General features: G+C 70.3%; 13 protein-coding genes and 2 tRNA genes. 8 read left to right on the plus strand and 7 right to left on the minus strand.

Annotated features, from left to right (window positions below):
* Positions 1-173 precede the first annotated feature (173 nt).
* Positions 174-250 (minus strand) — tRNA-Pro (locus K7C20_RS12725).
* A 181-nt stretch (positions 251-431) separates the two neighbouring features.
* Between K7C20_RS12725 and K7C20_RS12730 the strand changes: the two genes are divergently transcribed.
* Positions 432-502, plus strand: a tRNA-Gly gene (locus tag K7C20_RS12730).
* A gap of 112 nt (positions 503-614) precedes the next feature.
* Positions 615-1,001: an arsenate reductase family protein gene (locus K7C20_RS12735; RefSeq protein WP_030082105.1), complete on the plus strand. Its 387-nt coding sequence runs from the start codon at positions 615-617 to the stop codon at positions 999-1,001.
* A 54-nt stretch (positions 1,002-1,055) separates the two neighbouring features.
* Here the strand turns inward: K7C20_RS12735 and K7C20_RS12740 are convergent, their stop codons facing one another.
* Complete coding sequence (locus K7C20_RS12740) at positions 1,056-1,250, minus strand: hypothetical protein (protein ID WP_030082107.1); 195 nt, start codon at positions 1,248-1,250, stop codon at positions 1,056-1,058.
* A 628-nt stretch (positions 1,251-1,878) separates the two neighbouring features.
* On the opposite strand from K7C20_RS12740, the gene K7C20_RS12745 reads away from it, so the two are divergent.
* Entirely contained in the window at positions 1,879-3,042 is a 1,164-nt protein-coding gene (locus K7C20_RS12745) for an acyltransferase family protein (protein ID WP_030082109.1), read from the plus strand.
* A gap of 114 nt (positions 3,043-3,156) precedes the next feature.
* On the opposite strand, the gene K7C20_RS12750 is transcribed toward K7C20_RS12745, so the two are convergent.
* Positions 3,157-4,302, minus strand: coding sequence for a PP2C family protein-serine/threonine phosphatase (locus tag K7C20_RS12750; protein WP_053208781.1), 1,146 nt, complete (start codon positions 4,300-4,302; stop codon positions 3,157-3,159).
* A 127-nt stretch (positions 4,303-4,429) separates the two neighbouring features.
* Here K7C20_RS12750 and K7C20_RS12755 point away from each other — a divergent pair, with 127 nt between their 5' ends.
* Positions 4,430-5,680 (plus strand): GNAT family N-acetyltransferase, encoded by a 1,251-nt coding sequence (locus K7C20_RS12755; RefSeq protein ID WP_053208782.1) that lies wholly within the window; start codon positions 4,430-4,432, stop codon positions 5,678-5,680.
* A 20-nt stretch (positions 5,681-5,700) separates the two neighbouring features.
* Here K7C20_RS12755 and K7C20_RS12760 read toward each other — a convergent pair whose 3' ends face one another.
* Entirely contained in the window at positions 5,701-6,519 is an 819-nt protein-coding gene (locus K7C20_RS12760; protein ID WP_053208783.1) for an Fpg/Nei family DNA glycosylase, read from the minus strand.
* A gap of 70 nt (positions 6,520-6,589) precedes the next feature.
* The gene (locus tag K7C20_RS12765; RefSeq protein WP_030082121.1) at positions 6,590-7,075 is read right to left on the minus strand and encodes a ribose-5-phosphate isomerase; all 486 of its coding nucleotides are present in this window, start codon (positions 7,073-7,075) and stop codon (positions 6,590-6,592) included.
* Positions 7,076-7,286: 211 nt separating this feature from the next.
* Between K7C20_RS12765 and K7C20_RS12770 the strand changes: the two genes are divergently transcribed.
* Positions 7,287-8,771, plus strand: a complete 1,485-nt coding sequence (locus K7C20_RS12770) for an amino acid permease (protein WP_048829514.1) — start codon at positions 7,287-7,289, stop codon at positions 8,769-8,771.
* Positions 8,772-8,858: 87 nt separating this feature from the next.
* On the opposite strand, the gene K7C20_RS12775 is transcribed toward K7C20_RS12770, so the two are convergent.
* Positions 8,859-9,455 carry a biotin transporter BioY gene (locus K7C20_RS12775; protein ID WP_053208784.1) on the minus strand — a complete coding sequence of 199 codons (597 nt, stop codon included), beginning with the start codon at positions 9,453-9,455 and terminating at the stop codon, positions 8,859-8,861.
* A 326-nt stretch (positions 9,456-9,781) separates the two neighbouring features.
* Between K7C20_RS12775 and K7C20_RS12780 the strand changes: the two genes are divergently transcribed.
* From K7C20_RS12780 to K7C20_RS12790, 3 genes are all read left to right on the plus strand, one after another.
* Positions 9,782-11,230: an amino acid permease gene (locus K7C20_RS12780; protein WP_030082124.1), complete on the plus strand. Its 1,449-nt coding sequence runs from the start codon at positions 9,782-9,784 to the stop codon at positions 11,228-11,230.
* 295 nt (positions 11,231-11,525) lie between these two features.
* The gene (locus K7C20_RS12785; protein WP_030082126.1) at positions 11,526-12,962 is read left to right on the plus strand and encodes an amino acid permease; all 1,437 of its coding nucleotides are present in this window, start codon (positions 11,526-11,528) and stop codon (positions 12,960-12,962) included.
* Positions 12,963-13,094: 132 nt separating this feature from the next.
* The gene (locus tag K7C20_RS12790; RefSeq protein ID WP_030082128.1) at positions 13,095-13,736 is read left to right on the plus strand and encodes a superoxide dismutase; all 642 of its coding nucleotides are present in this window, start codon (positions 13,095-13,097) and stop codon (positions 13,734-13,736) included.
* A 132-nt stretch (positions 13,737-13,868) separates the two neighbouring features.
* Here K7C20_RS12790 and K7C20_RS12795 read toward each other — a convergent pair whose 3' ends face one another.
* Positions 13,869-14,513 (minus strand): mycothiol-dependent nitroreductase Rv2466c family protein, encoded by a 645-nt coding sequence (locus K7C20_RS12795; RefSeq protein ID WP_030082130.1) that lies wholly within the window; start codon positions 14,511-14,513, stop codon positions 13,869-13,871.
* Between the last annotated feature and the right edge of the window lie 27 nt (positions 14,514-14,540).

Raw genomic sequence — 14,540 nt, forward strand, 5'->3', positions numbered from 1 at the left:
ATCCGGGTCCGGCCGATCACGCCCGGTACACAGACACACGGGCACGCAGCTTGCATAGTAACCGCAAGGAGGATGACGCCCACAACGCGATCATGAACAGCCGCTGATCTTGCGGCATTGCCATGGTGGGCCGAGGTTCCGTCCCAGCGCGTCATGCCGGGCTGACCTGCTACTGGTCGGGGTGGCCGGATTCGAACCGACGACCTTCCGCTCCCAAAGCGGACGCGCTACCAAGCTGCGCCACACCCCGTCGGTGCGACACGTAGGGTACATGGCCGCAGGGGGCGCGGCTGCCAGTTATCGGGATGCCCGGCGGGCGCGGCCAGCGGGGAACGCGGCGGCGCACGCCGTCCGCGGGATGGGATGTGCGGCACACCGCCATGACCCGCTAGGATGCACTGCGTGCCGAGGTCCTGCGACCTGTGGCGCTCGCGGGCGTAGCTCAATGGTAGAGCCCCAGTCTTCCAAACTGGCTACGCGGGTTCGATTCCCGTCGCCCGCTCGTAAGAGGAAACCCCAGACCGATGGCCTGGGGTTTTCTGCTGTCCGGAACGGACTGACGCGCGCCTGCACACCTCTTCGCACCGCGGTCGCGGGTCAATAAGGTGGTCTGCATGGAGATCTGGCTCAATCCCGCGTGCTCCAAGTGCCGTTCGGCCGTGGAGATCCTCGACGAGGCGGGCGCCCACTACACCGTGCGCAGATATCTCGAAGACCCGCCGGACGCCGATGATCTGCGCGGTGTGCTGACGCGGCTGGGCCTGGAGCCCTGGGACATCACCCGGACCCAGGAGACCGAGGCGAAGGAACTGGGTCTTGGGGAGTGGGAGCGCACCGACGCCGCGCGCGAGCGGTGGATAGCGGCGCTGGCGGCACACCCCCGGCTGATCCAGCGCCCGATCATCACCGCGGACGACGGCTCGGCGCTGGTCGGGCGGAGCGAGGATGCCGTGCGCGAGGCCGTGGCGCGGGCCGGGGGCGAAGAGACCTCGAACGGCTGAACCCCGTGCGGCGCACGGCACGGGGAGGCCGGCGGACACCTTGAGGCGGGCCGCCTAGAAGGTGATGTGGTTGATGGTGTCCGCAATCGAGTTGAGGAACCGGTTGATGGACGGCGCCATGCCCGTGGAGGCGAGGAAGAAGCCGAACAGTATGGCGACGAACGCCGGGCCCGCCTTGATCGACTTCCCTCTGATCAGCACGATCAGAATGATCCCCAACAGCAGCACAACTGACAGCGATAGAGCCACACTGATCACACCCTCGGTCGGAACGCCTCACCGGCCCGGGGGCATGCCGCGCACACCCCCCTGCACCCATCGTGCCACCAACTCCATGCCCACTGCAGGCCGGTGACGAATCATCGGCCAACGCTTTGCCCGATTCCAGCCGGTGGTGGTCCGTGGGGCCGCGGCGGGGTGACGCGCGGGTGGCGCGGCGGTGGCCGCAGGGTGACCACGAAAGGCCGGGCCGGGTGACGTATTTCCCTCGCCTGATGCCGCGTCGGTAATTCGCTCCGGTCATTCGTCGACCGCATTCCGCTCATTCCTGCGGGCCCGGAGGATTTCCTGTCCGTGGCATCCGTCACTGTCTTACGGTGCGCCACGAAGGCTTATTAGCATTCGTACATAAGACTAAGGAATGGGACATTCCCCTAGAGTCGTTTGCGGGGGATACGGGGTGATTTGAGGGGATGATCGGGGGCGAATCGGGCGGCTGGAGGAGGGCCTCTCCCCCACGATTGCGGATTTTATCCGCGGGCCGTCCACGGCGGAAGGCCGAGGAAAACCCGAGGGAACCCCGAGGGAACCCCGAGGAAAAGGGGAATGGCTCCGATGCGGTTTTACGCATTCGCCGACCGCCGCTATCGTGCCTCCAATGTTTCCCGCTGCCGCGACACCCCGACGCGAACTTCCCCCTGCCCGGGCGGCGGAGGGCACGGACCGGGCGGAGCCCGCGGAGCAGTCGTCGGGCACGGCACCGGCCACGGCGGCGCCCGCACCGAAGAGCGAGGGCCGCAACGCGTTCTTCGACAACGCGAAGTACCTGGCCATCGTGCTGGTGGCGATGGGGCACGCCTGGGAACCGCTGACCGACGGCAGCCGGGCCGCCGAGGCGCTCTACATGACCGTCTACACCTTCCACATGCCGGCCTTCATCATCATTTCCGGTTACTTCTCGCGCAGCTTCGACATGCGCAAGGACCGGTTGCAGCGGCTGGTGACCGGGGTCGCGGTCCCCTACATCCTCTTCGAGACGGCCTATGCGTTCTTCAAGCGCTGGGCGGACGACGATCCCGGGCACCCCGTCAGCCTGCTCGACCCGTGGTTCCTGACGTGGTTCCTGGTGGCCCTGTTCATCTGGCGGCTGACCACCCCGCTGTGGAAGGTGGTGCGCTGGCCGATTCCGCTCGCGGTGGCCATCGCCGTCATGGCCTCGGTGTCCCCGGACATCGGCGATGACCTGGACCTCCAGCGGGTGCTCCAGTTCCTCCCGTTCTTCGTCCTGGGGCTGGCGCTGCGGCCGGAGCACTTCAAGATGGTGCAGCGGCGGGCGGTGCGGATCGCTTCGCTGCCGGTCTTCGCCGGTGCGCTGCTGATGGCCTACTGGGCCGCGCCCCGGATGTCCTCGGCGTGGTTCTACCACCGGGACAGCGCCCAGGAGCTGGGCACCACCTGGTGGATCGGCGCGATCATGACACTGGCGCTCTTCGGCTGCTCGATCGTGATGGTGGCCTGCTTCTTCTCCTGGGTGCCGACGCGGCGGACGTGGTTCACGGTGCTGGGCGCCGGGACGCTGTACGGCTATCTGCTGCACGGTTTCCTGGCCAAGGGCTCGCGGTTCTGGGGCTGGTTCGACGACTACGCCTGGCTGCACTCGCCGCTCGGTGAGATCGCGGTCACGCTGATCGGGGGCGGCATCGTGACGGCCCTGTGCACCCCGCCGGTCCGCCGGGCGTTCCGCTTCGCGATGGAGCCGACGATGGCCTGGGCGTTCCGGAAGGACCCGGCCGACGCGGCACGGGCCCGCGTCAGCGCCTGAGCGCGCTTCCTGCCGGGACCGGCGAAGCAGGACCCGCCGGAAGGGGAGAGCGGCCGGGCCGCTTCTCCGTCACGGGCGCTTCCCTCACGGGCGCTTCCCTCACGGGCGCTTCCGTCACGCGTCCCGGCAGATCAGCAGCAGCGCGCGGTCGTCGTTGACGTCCTTGGCGACGGCCTCGATCAGATGCCAGGCGGCCCCGGCGAAGCCACTGGCCACATAGCGGTCGGCCTCGCCGGTGAGCCGGTCGATGCCCTCGGCGATATCGCGGTCGGCGGCCTCGACCAGGCCGTCGGTGAACAGCATCAGCACATCGCCCGGCCGCAGCCTCCCCTTGACCGGGTCGAACTGGGCGCCGTCGTAGACGCCGAGCAGCGGCCCCTCGCCCGACTTCTCCTCCCAGCGGCCGCTGCCGGCGCTGAGCTGGAGAGCCGGCAGATGTCCCGCGGAGAGCAGCTCGTAGTCGCCCGATTCGAGGTCGAGGACGAGATGGATGGAGGTCGCGAACCCCTCGTCCCAGTCCTGGCGCAGCAGATAGCCGTTGGCGGCGGGCAGGAAGCCGTGCGGCGGCAGCGAGCCGAGCAGGCCGCCGAAGGCGCCGGACAGCAGCAGGGCGCGGGAGGCCGCGTCCATGCCCTTGCCGGAGACATCGGTCAACACCACTTCGAGGATGTGGCCGCCGTGGGTGCGGGAGGCCACCACGAAGTCGCCGGAGAAGGACTGCCCGCCGGCCGGGCGCAGCGCCATCTCGTGGTGCCAGCCCTCGGGCAGCGTGGGCAGTTTGCTCTGGACGCGGATGCGTTCGCGCAGGTCGAAGAGCATCGTGCCGCCACGCCGCCAGGGCACCCCGACCCGGCTGCGGAACTGCGCGATCAGCAGTCCGAAGAACCCGACCGCGGCGACGACCAGGACCGTGCCCGGGGTGATCCGCTCCGGTCCTTCGTCGTACGGGCCGAACAGCGCGGCCTCGACGACCAGTGCGGCCGCGGAGGCGCCGTACAGGACCAGGAGGTTGGCCGGCCGCAGCAGCAGTCCGCCGGCGATGACCGGGAGGACCAGGGCCGTCGGGGCGATCCATTCCGGCCACCGGAGCGTGCCCGCGGCGATGGCGGGTATGGCGATGAGGAGGACGGCGAGCGCGAACCGGTCGGAGCCGTCTCCGCGGAAGTAGTCGACCCCGGCCTTGCGCACGCCGATGCGGGCCCGGTGCAGACCTTTGTGCATCCGGGCCGTCAGGGTGTCCGTGCCCTGGCCGCGTGTCATTTCTCTGGGACCCTATCCACCCGTTCGGCGGCGCGTCGATTCGCCGCACGTCGCCCTGGCCCCTCACCGGGAAACCCTGTTCGAAATGCGGTCGCGCGTCCGGAGAGTGTCCTGTTAGGCATGGAGTATGGCGACGGAATTGCGGGACCTGCGGGACGTCGAATGGGACAGCTGGTCCGACACGTTCGACCTGGCCTTCGGGGGGCTGCCGCTGCCTCCTGAGGAGCGCGCCCTGCGGCGTGAGCTCACCGAGACCGGGCGCTCCTTCGGCGTGTGGGACGACGGCGCGTGGGACGACGGCGGGTGGGTCGCCACGGCGGGATCGTTCTCGTTCGGGCTCACGGTTCCGGGCGGGGCCGAGGTGCCCGTTGCGGGCGTCTCGATGGTCAGTGTGCAGCCGACGCACCGCCGCCGCGGGCTGCTGCGTTCGATGATGCGCCACCAGCTGGCGGACGTCCGGGAGCGCGGTGAGCCGCTGGCGGTGCTGACCGCCTCGGAGCCGGCGATCTACGGCCGGTTCGGCTACGGTCCTGCGGCCCAGGACATGCAGCTGACCGTGGACACCGTGCGGCTGCCCGCGCCCGAACTGCCCGGTGTGGACGGCGTACGGCTGCGGCTGCGGCTGGTGGATCCGGCGGCCGCGGTGGCCGACTGCGAACGGGTCTATGCCCGGCTGGTGCCCGACCGGCCCGGGATGCTTGCCCGGCGGCCCGGCTGGGAGCGGATCCCCGTACTGGACGACCCGGGCAAACGGGACGGGGCCGGGGTGCTTCAGTGCGTGCTGGCCGAGGTGGACGGCGAAGTGCGGGGATATGCGCGCTTCGCGGTCAAGCCGGGCCGGGACGACGCCGGGCCGTCGGGCACGGTGCAGGTACGGGATGTCGAGGCGCTGGACCCGGTGGGGTACGCGGCGCTGTGGCGCTTTCTGTTCGGGATCGATCTGACGTCGTCGGTGGCGGTGTCCACCCGGCCGGTGGACGATGCGCTGCTGCATCTCGTCCCGGACATGCGGCGGTGCGGTATCCGGCTGGACGAGTCGCTGTTCGTACGGCCGGTGGAGGTGGGCGCGGCGCTGGCGGCGCGGACGTACCGGACGCCGGTGGAGGTGGTGCTGGAGGTGACGGACCCCTTCTGCCCGTGGAACGAGGGGCGTTGGCGGCTGTCCGGTGACGCGGCGGGGGCTTCCTGTACGCGGACCGCGAACCCGGCCGAGCTGGCCCTGTCCGTACGGGAGCTGGGGTCGGCGTATCTGGGCGGCTTCTCGCTGTCGTCGCTGGCGGCGGCGGGCCGGGTGCGGGAGCTGCGGCCCGGTGCGCTGGCGGCGGCTTCGGTGGCGTTCGGGGCGGATGTGGCGCCCTGGCTGCCGCACGGGTTCTGACGGCCGGTCCGGTCCGGCCGTCAGCCGCCGGTGGACGGCTGGCAGACCGGGCACCAGAAGAGGTTGCGGGCGGCGAGACCGGCGGTGCGGATCTCGCTGCCGCAGATGTGGCAGCCCATATGGGCGCGGCGGTAGACGTACACCTCGCCGCCGTGGTCGTCGACCCGCGGCGGGCGGCCCATGGCCTCCGGCAGATGCTCCGGGCGGACGGTGTCGATCCGGTTGTCCCGGACTCCCTCGGCCATCAGGAACACCAGGTCGGCCCAGAGCGCGTCCCATTCGGTGCGGGTGAGATCGCGGCCGGGGCGGTAGGGGTCGATGCCGTGGCGGAAGAGGACCTCGGCGCGGTAGACGTTGCCGACTCCGGCGATGATCTTCTGGTCGAGCAGCAGCGCGGCGATCGTCGTACGGCTGCGGGAGATCCGCTGCCAGGCGCGGGTGCCGTCGTCCCCGGGGCGCAGCGGGTCGGGGCCGAGCCGGTCGTGTATCGCGTGCTTCTCGGCTTCGGTGATCAGCGCGCAGGTGGTGGGGCCGCGCAGGTCCGCGTACGCGGACGGGTTCGCGAGCCGGAGGCGCACGGTGTCGGTGGGCGGCGGGGCGGGGGCCGTGCCGAAGCCGAGCTTGCCGAACAGCCCGAGGTGGACATGGATCCAGCGGTCCCGGCCGAAACTGAGGAAGAGGTGTTTGCCGTGCGCCTCGGCGCCGGTCATGACCTGTCCGTCGACGAGGGCTGCGCCGCCGGTGAACTTGCCCTGCGGACTGCTCACCCGGACCGGTTCGCCCTCGAAGCGGGAGCGGTGGTCCAGGGCGAGGCGGTGGATCGTATGCCCCTCGGGCACGGAGGTCCTCCAGTGGGCGCGCCCGCCCGCCCCGGCGGCCGGGGCGGGCGGGCGACGGGATGAACGGGGGTCAGCCCTGCGGGTGGTGGGCGGGGATGGCGGGCAGTTCGCCGGTGGTCTCGTAGGCCGAGAGCATGTCGATGCGGCGGGTGTGCCGCTCCTCGCCCGAGTAGGGGGTGGCGAGGAAGACCTCGATGAACTTGGTCGCCTCTTCCCGGGTGTGCATCCGGCCGCCCACGGAGATGACGTTGGCGTCGTTGTGCTCGCGGCCGAGCTTGGCGGTCTCCTCGCTCCAGGCCAGTGCGGCCCGGACGCCCTTGACCTTGTTGGCGGCGATCTGCTCGCCGTTGCCGGAGCCGCCGATCACGATGCCGAGGCTGTCCGGGTCGGCGGCGGTCTTCTCCGCGGCACGCAGACAGAACGGCGGGTAGTCGTCCTGGGCGTCGTAGAGGTGGGGACCGCAGTCGACGGGCTCGTGGCCGTGGGCCGTGAGCCACTCGACGAGGTGGTTCTTGAGTTCGAAACCGGCATGGTCGGAGCCGAGGTACACGCGCATGCGATGAGTGTGACACGAGCGGCCCCGGGTAGGCGCCGCTGGGTCTTCCCGGGGCACTGTGCACAGAAAGCGACCCCCCGCCTTCCGTACGCAAGCGCGGTGCACAACCTTCCAGGGTTTCACACAACAATCCGGCTTCAGACCTTCCAATCCACGGTTAACGAAGATCTAATGCGGGGGATCCATCCGCGAACCACGAAGGACGGTGCACATGGGCGCGCACCCGCCTACCACCACACCGGTCCCCACCGGCAACCCCGGCAGCGGACCCACCGGGGGACAGTCGCAGGACGGGCTCCAGGCAGGGCTCAAGAACCGCCATCTGTCGATGATCGCCATCGGCGGTGTCATCGGTGCCGGCCTGTTCGTCGGCTCCGGCGCCGGTATCGCGGCCGCCGGTCCCGGCATCCTGCTCTCCTACGCTCTGACCGGTCTGCTGGTCGTGCTGGTGATGCGGATGCTGGGCGAGATGGCCGCGGCCTCGCCCACGTCCGGCTCGTTCTCCGCGTACGCGGACCGGGCCCTGGGGCGCTGGGCCGGCTTCACGATCGGCTGGCTGTACTGGTTCTTCTGGTCGGTCGTGCTGGCCGTCGAGGCGACCGCGGCCGCCGCGATCCTCACCGGCTGGGTCCCGGCCGTCCCGCAGTGGGCCTGGGCGCTGCTGGTGATGATCGTGCTGACCGGCACGAACCTGGTCTCGGTCGGCTCGTTCGGCGAGTTCGAGTTCTGGTTCGCCGGGATCAAGGTCGTCGCGATCGTCGTCTTCATCGTGATCGGCGCGCTGGCGATATTCGGGCTGCCGCCGGGCGGCTCCCCGGTCGGCACGGAGAATCTGACCGGGCACGGCGGATTCCTGCCGCACGGTCCGGGGGCGATCCTCTCCGGCATGCTGCTGGTGGTCTTCTCCTTCATGGGCAGCGAGATCGTCACGCTGGCGGCGAGCGAGTCGCCGAACCCGGTGCAGGCCGTCCGCAAGGCCGTCAACAGCGTCATCTGGCGGATCGCGCTCTTCTACATCGGCTCGATCGCGGTGATCGTGACGCTGCTGCCGTGGAACTCCAAGGCAGTGGAGAAGAGCCCGTACGTGGCCGTCCTGGAGTCGCTGGACATTCCGTACGCGGGCACCGTGATGGATGTCGTGGTACTGACCGCGGTGCTGTCCTGTCTGAACTCCGGGCTCTACACCGCCTCCCGGATGGCGTTCTCGCTGGGCCAGCGCGGGGACGCGCCGAAGTCGTTCGCCACCGTCAACAAGGGCGGGGTGCCGGCGGTCGCGATCTGGGCGTCGGTCGCCTTCGGCTTCATTGCGACGATCTTCAGCTACACCTCGAAGGACACCATCTTCCAGTTCCTGCTCAATTCGTCGGGTGCGGTGGCGCTGTTCGTCTGGCTGGTCATCTGCCTCTCGCAGCTGCGGATGCGCCGGGTCATCGAGCGGGAGACGCCGGAGCGGCTGACGGTGCGGATGTGGCTGTACCCGTGGCTGACCTACGCGACGATCGCGCTGATCGTCTTCGTCATCGGCTACATGTTCTACAACCCCGAGGGGCGCCAGCAGATGGTGCTGTCGGTGGTCGCGGCCGTGGTGGTGCTGGCGGTCGGGCTGATCCTGGACCGGCGGCGGCCGCGGGAGACCGCGGCGGCGGACCGGGCGGGCGCCCCCGGCGTCGCCGCCCGGCCCGCGGACCGGAGCTAGCAGGGCACAGGAAACGGGCCGGGCCCCGCACTCACCGAAACGGTGACTGCGGGGCCCGGCCCGTTGCGTGCGGAGTACGGCGCCCGCTCAGCCGCGGCGGCCGGCCAGCTTCCAGGCCGTGGGCAGCGCGCCCATCGCCAGCGCCGCCTTGAGGGCGTCACCGATGAGGAACGGGACGAGTCCGACGGCGACGGCCTGGCCGAAGGACATGCCGGTGCTCAGCGCGAGGTAGGGGACGCCGACGGCGTAGATCAGGGCCGTGCCCGCGGCCATGGTGGCGGCGGTGCGCAGCACCCCGCGGTCGCCGCCGCGGCGGGCCAGCGCGCCCACGACGGTGGCGGCGAGCAGCATGCCCGCGATGTAGCCGAAGGTGGCACCGCCGACGCCGGAGGCACCGCCGGCGAACCACGGCATGCCCGCGATACCCGCCAGGGCGTACAGCGCGAGCGAGAGCAGCCCGCGGCTCGCGCCGAGCGAGGCGCCGACCAGGAGCGCGGCGAAGGTCTGACCCGTGACCGGGACCGGGGAGCCGGGGACCGGGACGGCGATCTGGGCCGCGATGCCGGTGAGCCCGGCGCCGCCGAGCACCAGCGCGGCGTCACGGACGCGGGCGCGGGAGGCGGTGGCGGCCGGCAGCAGATCGGCGAGGACTGCGCCGGGACGAGTGAGAGCGGCAGTGCTCATCAGGACTCCGCGAGGTGAGAGGGATACGGGACGGGACGCGATGACGTTAGTCCAGCGGACCGTCAGCGATCATCGTGTGGCGCTGACAAAGCCTCACCGGCCCGCTTGGAGAGTTCCGAACAACCGCCAGAATGCCCGGCCCTGACGGGGCGCGATACGTCATTGCAGGTCACGTGATGCTCATCACGGCCGGGGCCGCTGCAAAACGCCGGTTTTGTGGTAGCGCGCGAGGTGCGGCGACACTGGGTCCGCCCCGCGGTGACCTGTGGAGTTCCCCCAATCCGCCGGCGGCCCCGCCGCCCCGGCCCTTGCGAGAGTACGAGCCCATGCACGACGCACCGACCCAAGCCGCCGAGCCCTCCCTGGCGGCGGGCTCCGAGGGCAAAGAGCCGCTGTCCGCGGGCCTCAAGCAGCGCCATCTGACGATGCTGGGCCTGGGCGGAGTGATCGGCGCGGGCCTGTTCGTGGGCTCCGGCGCGGGGATCGCGGTGGCCGGGCCGGGGATCGTGCTGTCGTATCTGATCGCGGGGGCGCTGGCCATGCTGGTCATGCGGATGCTCGGCGAGATGTCGGCGGCGATGCCGGCCTCCGGCGCGTTCTCGGTGCATGCGGAGCGGGCGCTGGGGCGCTGGGCCGGGTTCAGCGTCGGCTGGCTGTACTGGTTCCTGCTGGTCGTGGTGCTCGCCGTGGAGGCCACCGGTGCGGCGCAGATCGCGAACGGCTGGGTGCCGGCGGTGCCGCAGTGGGGCTGGGTGCTGCTATTCATGATCGTCTTCACCGTCGCCAACCTGGCCGCGGTGAAGAACTTCGGCGAGTTCGAGTTCTGGTTCGCGACGCTGAAGGTCACCGCGATCGTGCTGTTCCTCGCACTGAGCCTGCTGGCCGTCTTCGGGGTGCTGCCGGACACCGCACCGGTCGGGCTCGCGAACCTCACCGGGCAGGGCGGTTTTCTGCCCCACGGCTGGAGCGGGGTGATCTCCGGCGTCCTGGCCGTGGTGTTCGCCTTCGGCGGCCTGGAGGTCGTCACCATCGCCGCGGCCGAGTCGGACGATCCGGCGCGCGCGGTGGGCCGGGCGGTGCGCAGCGCGGTGTGGCGCATCCTCCTCTTCTACGTCGGCTCGATGCTGGTCATCGTGACCCTGCTGCCCTGGTCGTCGATGGAGCCGGGCAAGAGCCCCTACGTCGCGGTGCTGGACAGCATCGGGGTGCCGGGCGCCGGGCAGATCATGAACATCGTGGTGTTCGTGGCGCTGCTCTCCGCGCTGAACGCCAACCTCTACGGCTCGTCGCGGATGGTCTTCTCGCTGGCCGAGCGGGGCGAGGCGCCGCGGGCGCTGCTGAAGGTGTCGGGATCGGGGTCCCCCCGCTCGGGCGAAGCCGAGAGTGGGGGAGGGGTGCCGCGCCGCGCCGTGCTCGCCTCGGTGGCCTTCGGGTTCGTCTCCGTGCTGCTGAATCTGAAATGGCCGGATTCGGTCTTCCTCTACATGCTCAACGCGGTCGGCGCGGTGCTGCTGTTCGTCTGGGGCCTGATCGCCGTCTCCCAGCTGCGGCTGCGGCCGCGGATCGAGCGCGAGACGCCCGGGAAGCTGACCCTGCGGATGTGGGCGTTCCCCTATCTGACCTGGGCCGCGCTGCTGGCGATGGGCGGTGTGCTGGTGCTGATGCTGACCGATGAGGCGGCCCGGCCGCAGCTCCTGTGGTCGGCCGGGGCGACCGGCCTGGTGCTGCTCGTCGCGGGTGCACGCGAGCTCCGGGACCGCCGGGCGCGCCGCTGAGGCCCGTGCGGCGAGGGTCACACCGCGTCATAACTGACGATGGATCGAACACACACAGTCGCGAAAACGTCTGAATACCGAACATTCGCTGCACGACTGTTGCCCTGAGCGGACACCGGCGCTCAAACTGAGCCCGCTTTGCCGAGGACCCCGGAGTTCACCGTCGGCAGGCCCCTGCGCGATCCGCCGCCCCGGCGGGGATCCAGGGGGCCCGGCAGCGCCGTCGCACCGGTCGCGGCCCCGGGAGAACGCAGTATCGCCTTGCTCCGCTCTCACCTACTGGGACAGGTACGACATGAATCGGACACCCTCGTCCGCCGCACCCGCGCGCGAGCATGGCGACGCGGTCCAGGGCCCCGGCAGCGGCTCCACGCTGTCCAACGGCCTCAAGCAGCGCCATCTCTCGATGATCGCCCTGGGCGGGGTGATCGGCGCTGGACTGTTCGTCGGCTCCCGCGAGGGCATCGCGGCGGCCGGCCCGTCGATCGTGCTGGCCTACGCCGTCTCCGGCGCGCTGGTCATGCTGATCATGCGGATGCTCGGCGAGATGGCCGCGGCGAATCCGGCCTCCGGCTCCTTCTCCGTGCACGCCGAGCGCTCCATAGGCTCCTGGGCCGGGTTCACGGTCGGCTGGATGTTCACCGCGCTGCTGTGTGTGGCGGTGGCCGCCGAGGCGCTGGGCGCCGCGGATGTGATGCTCCAGTGGTTCCCGGGCACCGAGCCGTGGATGTGGGTCCTGCTGTTCATGGTGATCTTCACCGGAACGAACCTGACCGCGGTCTCCAACTTCGGTGAGTTCGAGTTCTGGTTCGCCGCACTCAAGGTCGCGGCGATCGGCATCTTCCTGGTCCTGGGCCTGCTGGCCATCTTCGGCGTGCTCCCCGGTACCCACGCCCCGGGCACCTCGCACCTCACCGGTGACGGCGGCTTCCTGCCCAAGGGCGTCGACGGCCTGATGGTCGGTCTGCTGGCCTCGGTCTTCGCCTACGGCGGTCTGGAGACGGTGACCATCGCGGCCGCCGAGTCCAAGGACCCGGTGCGCGGGGTCGCCGGCGCCGTGCGCACCGCGATGTGGCGGATCGCCCTCTTCTACGTCGGCTCGATGGCCATCATCGTCACGGTCATCCCCTGGAGCGCCCCCTCCATCGCCAAGAGCGGCCCGTACGTGGCGGTCCTGGACTACCTCAAGATCCCGGCGGCCGGCCAGATCATGAACGTCGTCATCCTGATCGCGCTGCTCTCCGCGGTGAACGCCAACCTCTACGGCTCCTCGCGGATGGCGTACTCGCTCATCTCCCGCGGCCAGGGCCCGGCCTTCCTCGGCAAGGTCAGCGGGGGCGTCCCGCGCCGCGCCGTCCTGCTGTGCGCCGCCTTCGGCTTCTTCGCGGTGCTGCTGAGCTTCCTGTGGCCCGACACGCTCTTCCAGTGGCTGCTGAACATGGTCGGCGCGGCCGTCCTGGTGGTCTGGGGCTTCATCGCCACCGCCCAGCTGCGGATGCGCCGGACGCTGGAGCGCGAGGCGCCCGAGAAGCTCGTGGTGAAGATGTGGGCCTTCCCGGTCCTGACCTGGGTGGCGCTGGCGGGCATCGTCGCGGTGCTGCTGCTGATGCTGCGCGACGAGAACCAGCGCATCCAGCTGCTGTTCACCGGCGGCTTCGGGGTGGTCCTGGCCGTGGTCGGGCTCGTACGGCAGCAGTCGCTGGGCAAGGGCGCGGGCCCGGCCAAGAAGTAACGACCCCACTCCCCCGCCTGCGTCTTTGGGACCAGGCCGGGCCACGGAACCAGCCGGTGATCACTCCTGCTGGTAGCGTGCTCTTGCACATCGATTGCAATAAGAAGTCGTAAGCAGTTGGAGAGGCTCGGTATGGCCACCTACACACTTCCTGAACTTCCGTACGACTACTCGGCGCTGGCCCCGGTCATCAGCCCCGAGATCATCGAGCTGCACCACGACAAGCACCACGCGGCCTACGTGAAGGGCGCGAACGACACCCTGGAGCAGCTCGCCGAGGCGCGCGACAAGGACGCGTGGGGCAGCATCAACGGCCTGGAGAAGAACCTCGCGTTCCACCTCTCCGGCCACATCCTGCACAGCATCTACTGGCACAACATGACCGGCGACGGCGGCGGCGAGCCGCTGGAGAAGGACGGCGTGGGCGAGCTGGCCGACGCGATCGCCGAGTCCTTCGGGTCGTTCGCGAAGCTCAAGGCCCAGCTGACCAAGGCCGCGGCCACCACCCAGGGTTCCGGCTGGGGCGTGCTGGCCTACGAGCCGGTGAGCGGCCGGCTGATCGTCGAGCAGGTCTACGACCACCAGGGCAACGTCGGGCAGGGCTCGGTCCCGGTCCTGGTCTTCGACGCCTGGGAGCACGCCTTCTACCTCCAGTACAAGAACCAGAAGGTGGACTTCATCGAGGCCATGTGGCAGGTCGTGAACTGGCAGGACGTCGCCAAGCGGTACGCGTCCGCCAAGGAGCGCGCGAACAACCTGCTGCTGGCGCCGTAACGGCTCCGGCCGCCCCCGGTCGTCCCGCCTCGTGATCGTCTTCTCACCTTCGCTTGGCGGGCGGAAGAACGGCGAGGCCCCACGAGGACGTGACTCGTGGGGCCTCGCCCGTGTGCCACCACGGACCGGGCGTCAGTCGAAGACCGGGCCCTGCGTCCGGGTCCGCTTGATCTCGTAGAAGCCGGGGATGGACGCGACCATCAGCGTGCCGTCCCACAGCTTGGCGGCCTCCTCGCCCTTGGGGGCCGGGGTGACCACCGGGCCGAAGAAGGCGATCTGCTCGCCGTCGTGACCGGGGACTGCGATGACGGGAGTGCCGACCTCCTGGCCGACCAGGTCGATGCCTTCCTTGTGGGAGGCGCGCAGCTCGGCGTCGTAGGTGTCCTTGTCGGCGTAGTCGATCAGGTCGGCGGGCAGGCCCGCGTCCTCGAGGGCGGCGGCGATGCTCTCGGGGGTCACCCCGAGGCCCTCGTTGTGGAAGCGGGTGCCGAGCGCGGTGTAGAGCTTGCCCACGGCCTCGTCGCCGTGCAGCTGCTGGGCGGCGATCGCCACCCGGACCGGGCCCCAGGCCTTGCCGCCGGGGCGCATGTTCTCGCGGTACTCCTCCGGCAGCTCGTCGAGCTTGTCCTCGTTCAGCACCGCCAGGCTCATCACATGCCAGCGCACCTCGACCGGGCGGACCTTCTCCACCTCCAGCATCCAGCGGGACGTCATCCACGCCCAGGGGCACAGCGGGTCGAACCAGAAGTCTGCGGGGGTCTTCGCGGTCTCGGACACGGGGTCTCCTTATGAGAGCTGTGCGGG

Source organism: Streptomyces decoyicus, assembly GCF_019880305.1.
GTDB lineage: Bacteria > Actinomycetota > Actinomycetes > Streptomycetales > Streptomycetaceae > Streptomyces > Streptomyces decoyicus.

What these genes read in the sequence shown, in the direction of transcription:
- K7C20_RS12735 (WP_030082105.1), top strand. Translation starts at nt 615, where the DNA reads ATGGAGATCTGGCTCAATCCCGCGTGCTCCAAGTGCCGTTCGGCCGTG.
- K7C20_RS12745 (WP_030082109.1), top strand. Translation starts at nt 1,879, where the DNA reads ATGTTTCCCGCTGCCGCGACACCCCGACGCGAACTTCCCCCTGCCCGG.
- K7C20_RS12750 (WP_053208781.1), bottom strand. Translation starts at nt 4,302, where the DNA reads ATGACACGCGGCCAGGGCACGGACACCCTGACGGCCCGGATGCACAAA.
- K7C20_RS12755 (WP_053208782.1), top strand. Translation starts at nt 4,430, where the DNA reads ATGGCGACGGAATTGCGGGACCTGCGGGACGTCGAATGGGACAGCTGG.
- K7C20_RS12765 (WP_030082121.1), bottom strand. Translation starts at nt 7,075, where the DNA reads ATGCGCGTGTACCTCGGCTCCGACCATGCCGGTTTCGAACTCAAGAAC.
- K7C20_RS12770 (WP_048829514.1), top strand. Translation starts at nt 7,287, where the DNA reads ATGGGCGCGCACCCGCCTACCACCACACCGGTCCCCACCGGCAACCCC.
- K7C20_RS12775 (WP_053208784.1), bottom strand. Translation starts at nt 9,455, where the DNA reads ATGAGCACTGCCGCTCTCACTCGTCCCGGCGCAGTCCTCGCCGATCTG.
- K7C20_RS12780 (WP_030082124.1), top strand. Translation starts at nt 9,782, where the DNA reads ATGCACGACGCACCGACCCAAGCCGCCGAGCCCTCCCTGGCGGCGGGC.
- K7C20_RS12785 (WP_030082126.1), top strand. Translation starts at nt 11,526, where the DNA reads ATGAATCGGACACCCTCGTCCGCCGCACCCGCGCGCGAGCATGGCGAC.
- K7C20_RS12790 (WP_030082128.1), top strand. Translation starts at nt 13,095, where the DNA reads ATGGCCACCTACACACTTCCTGAACTTCCGTACGACTACTCGGCGCTG.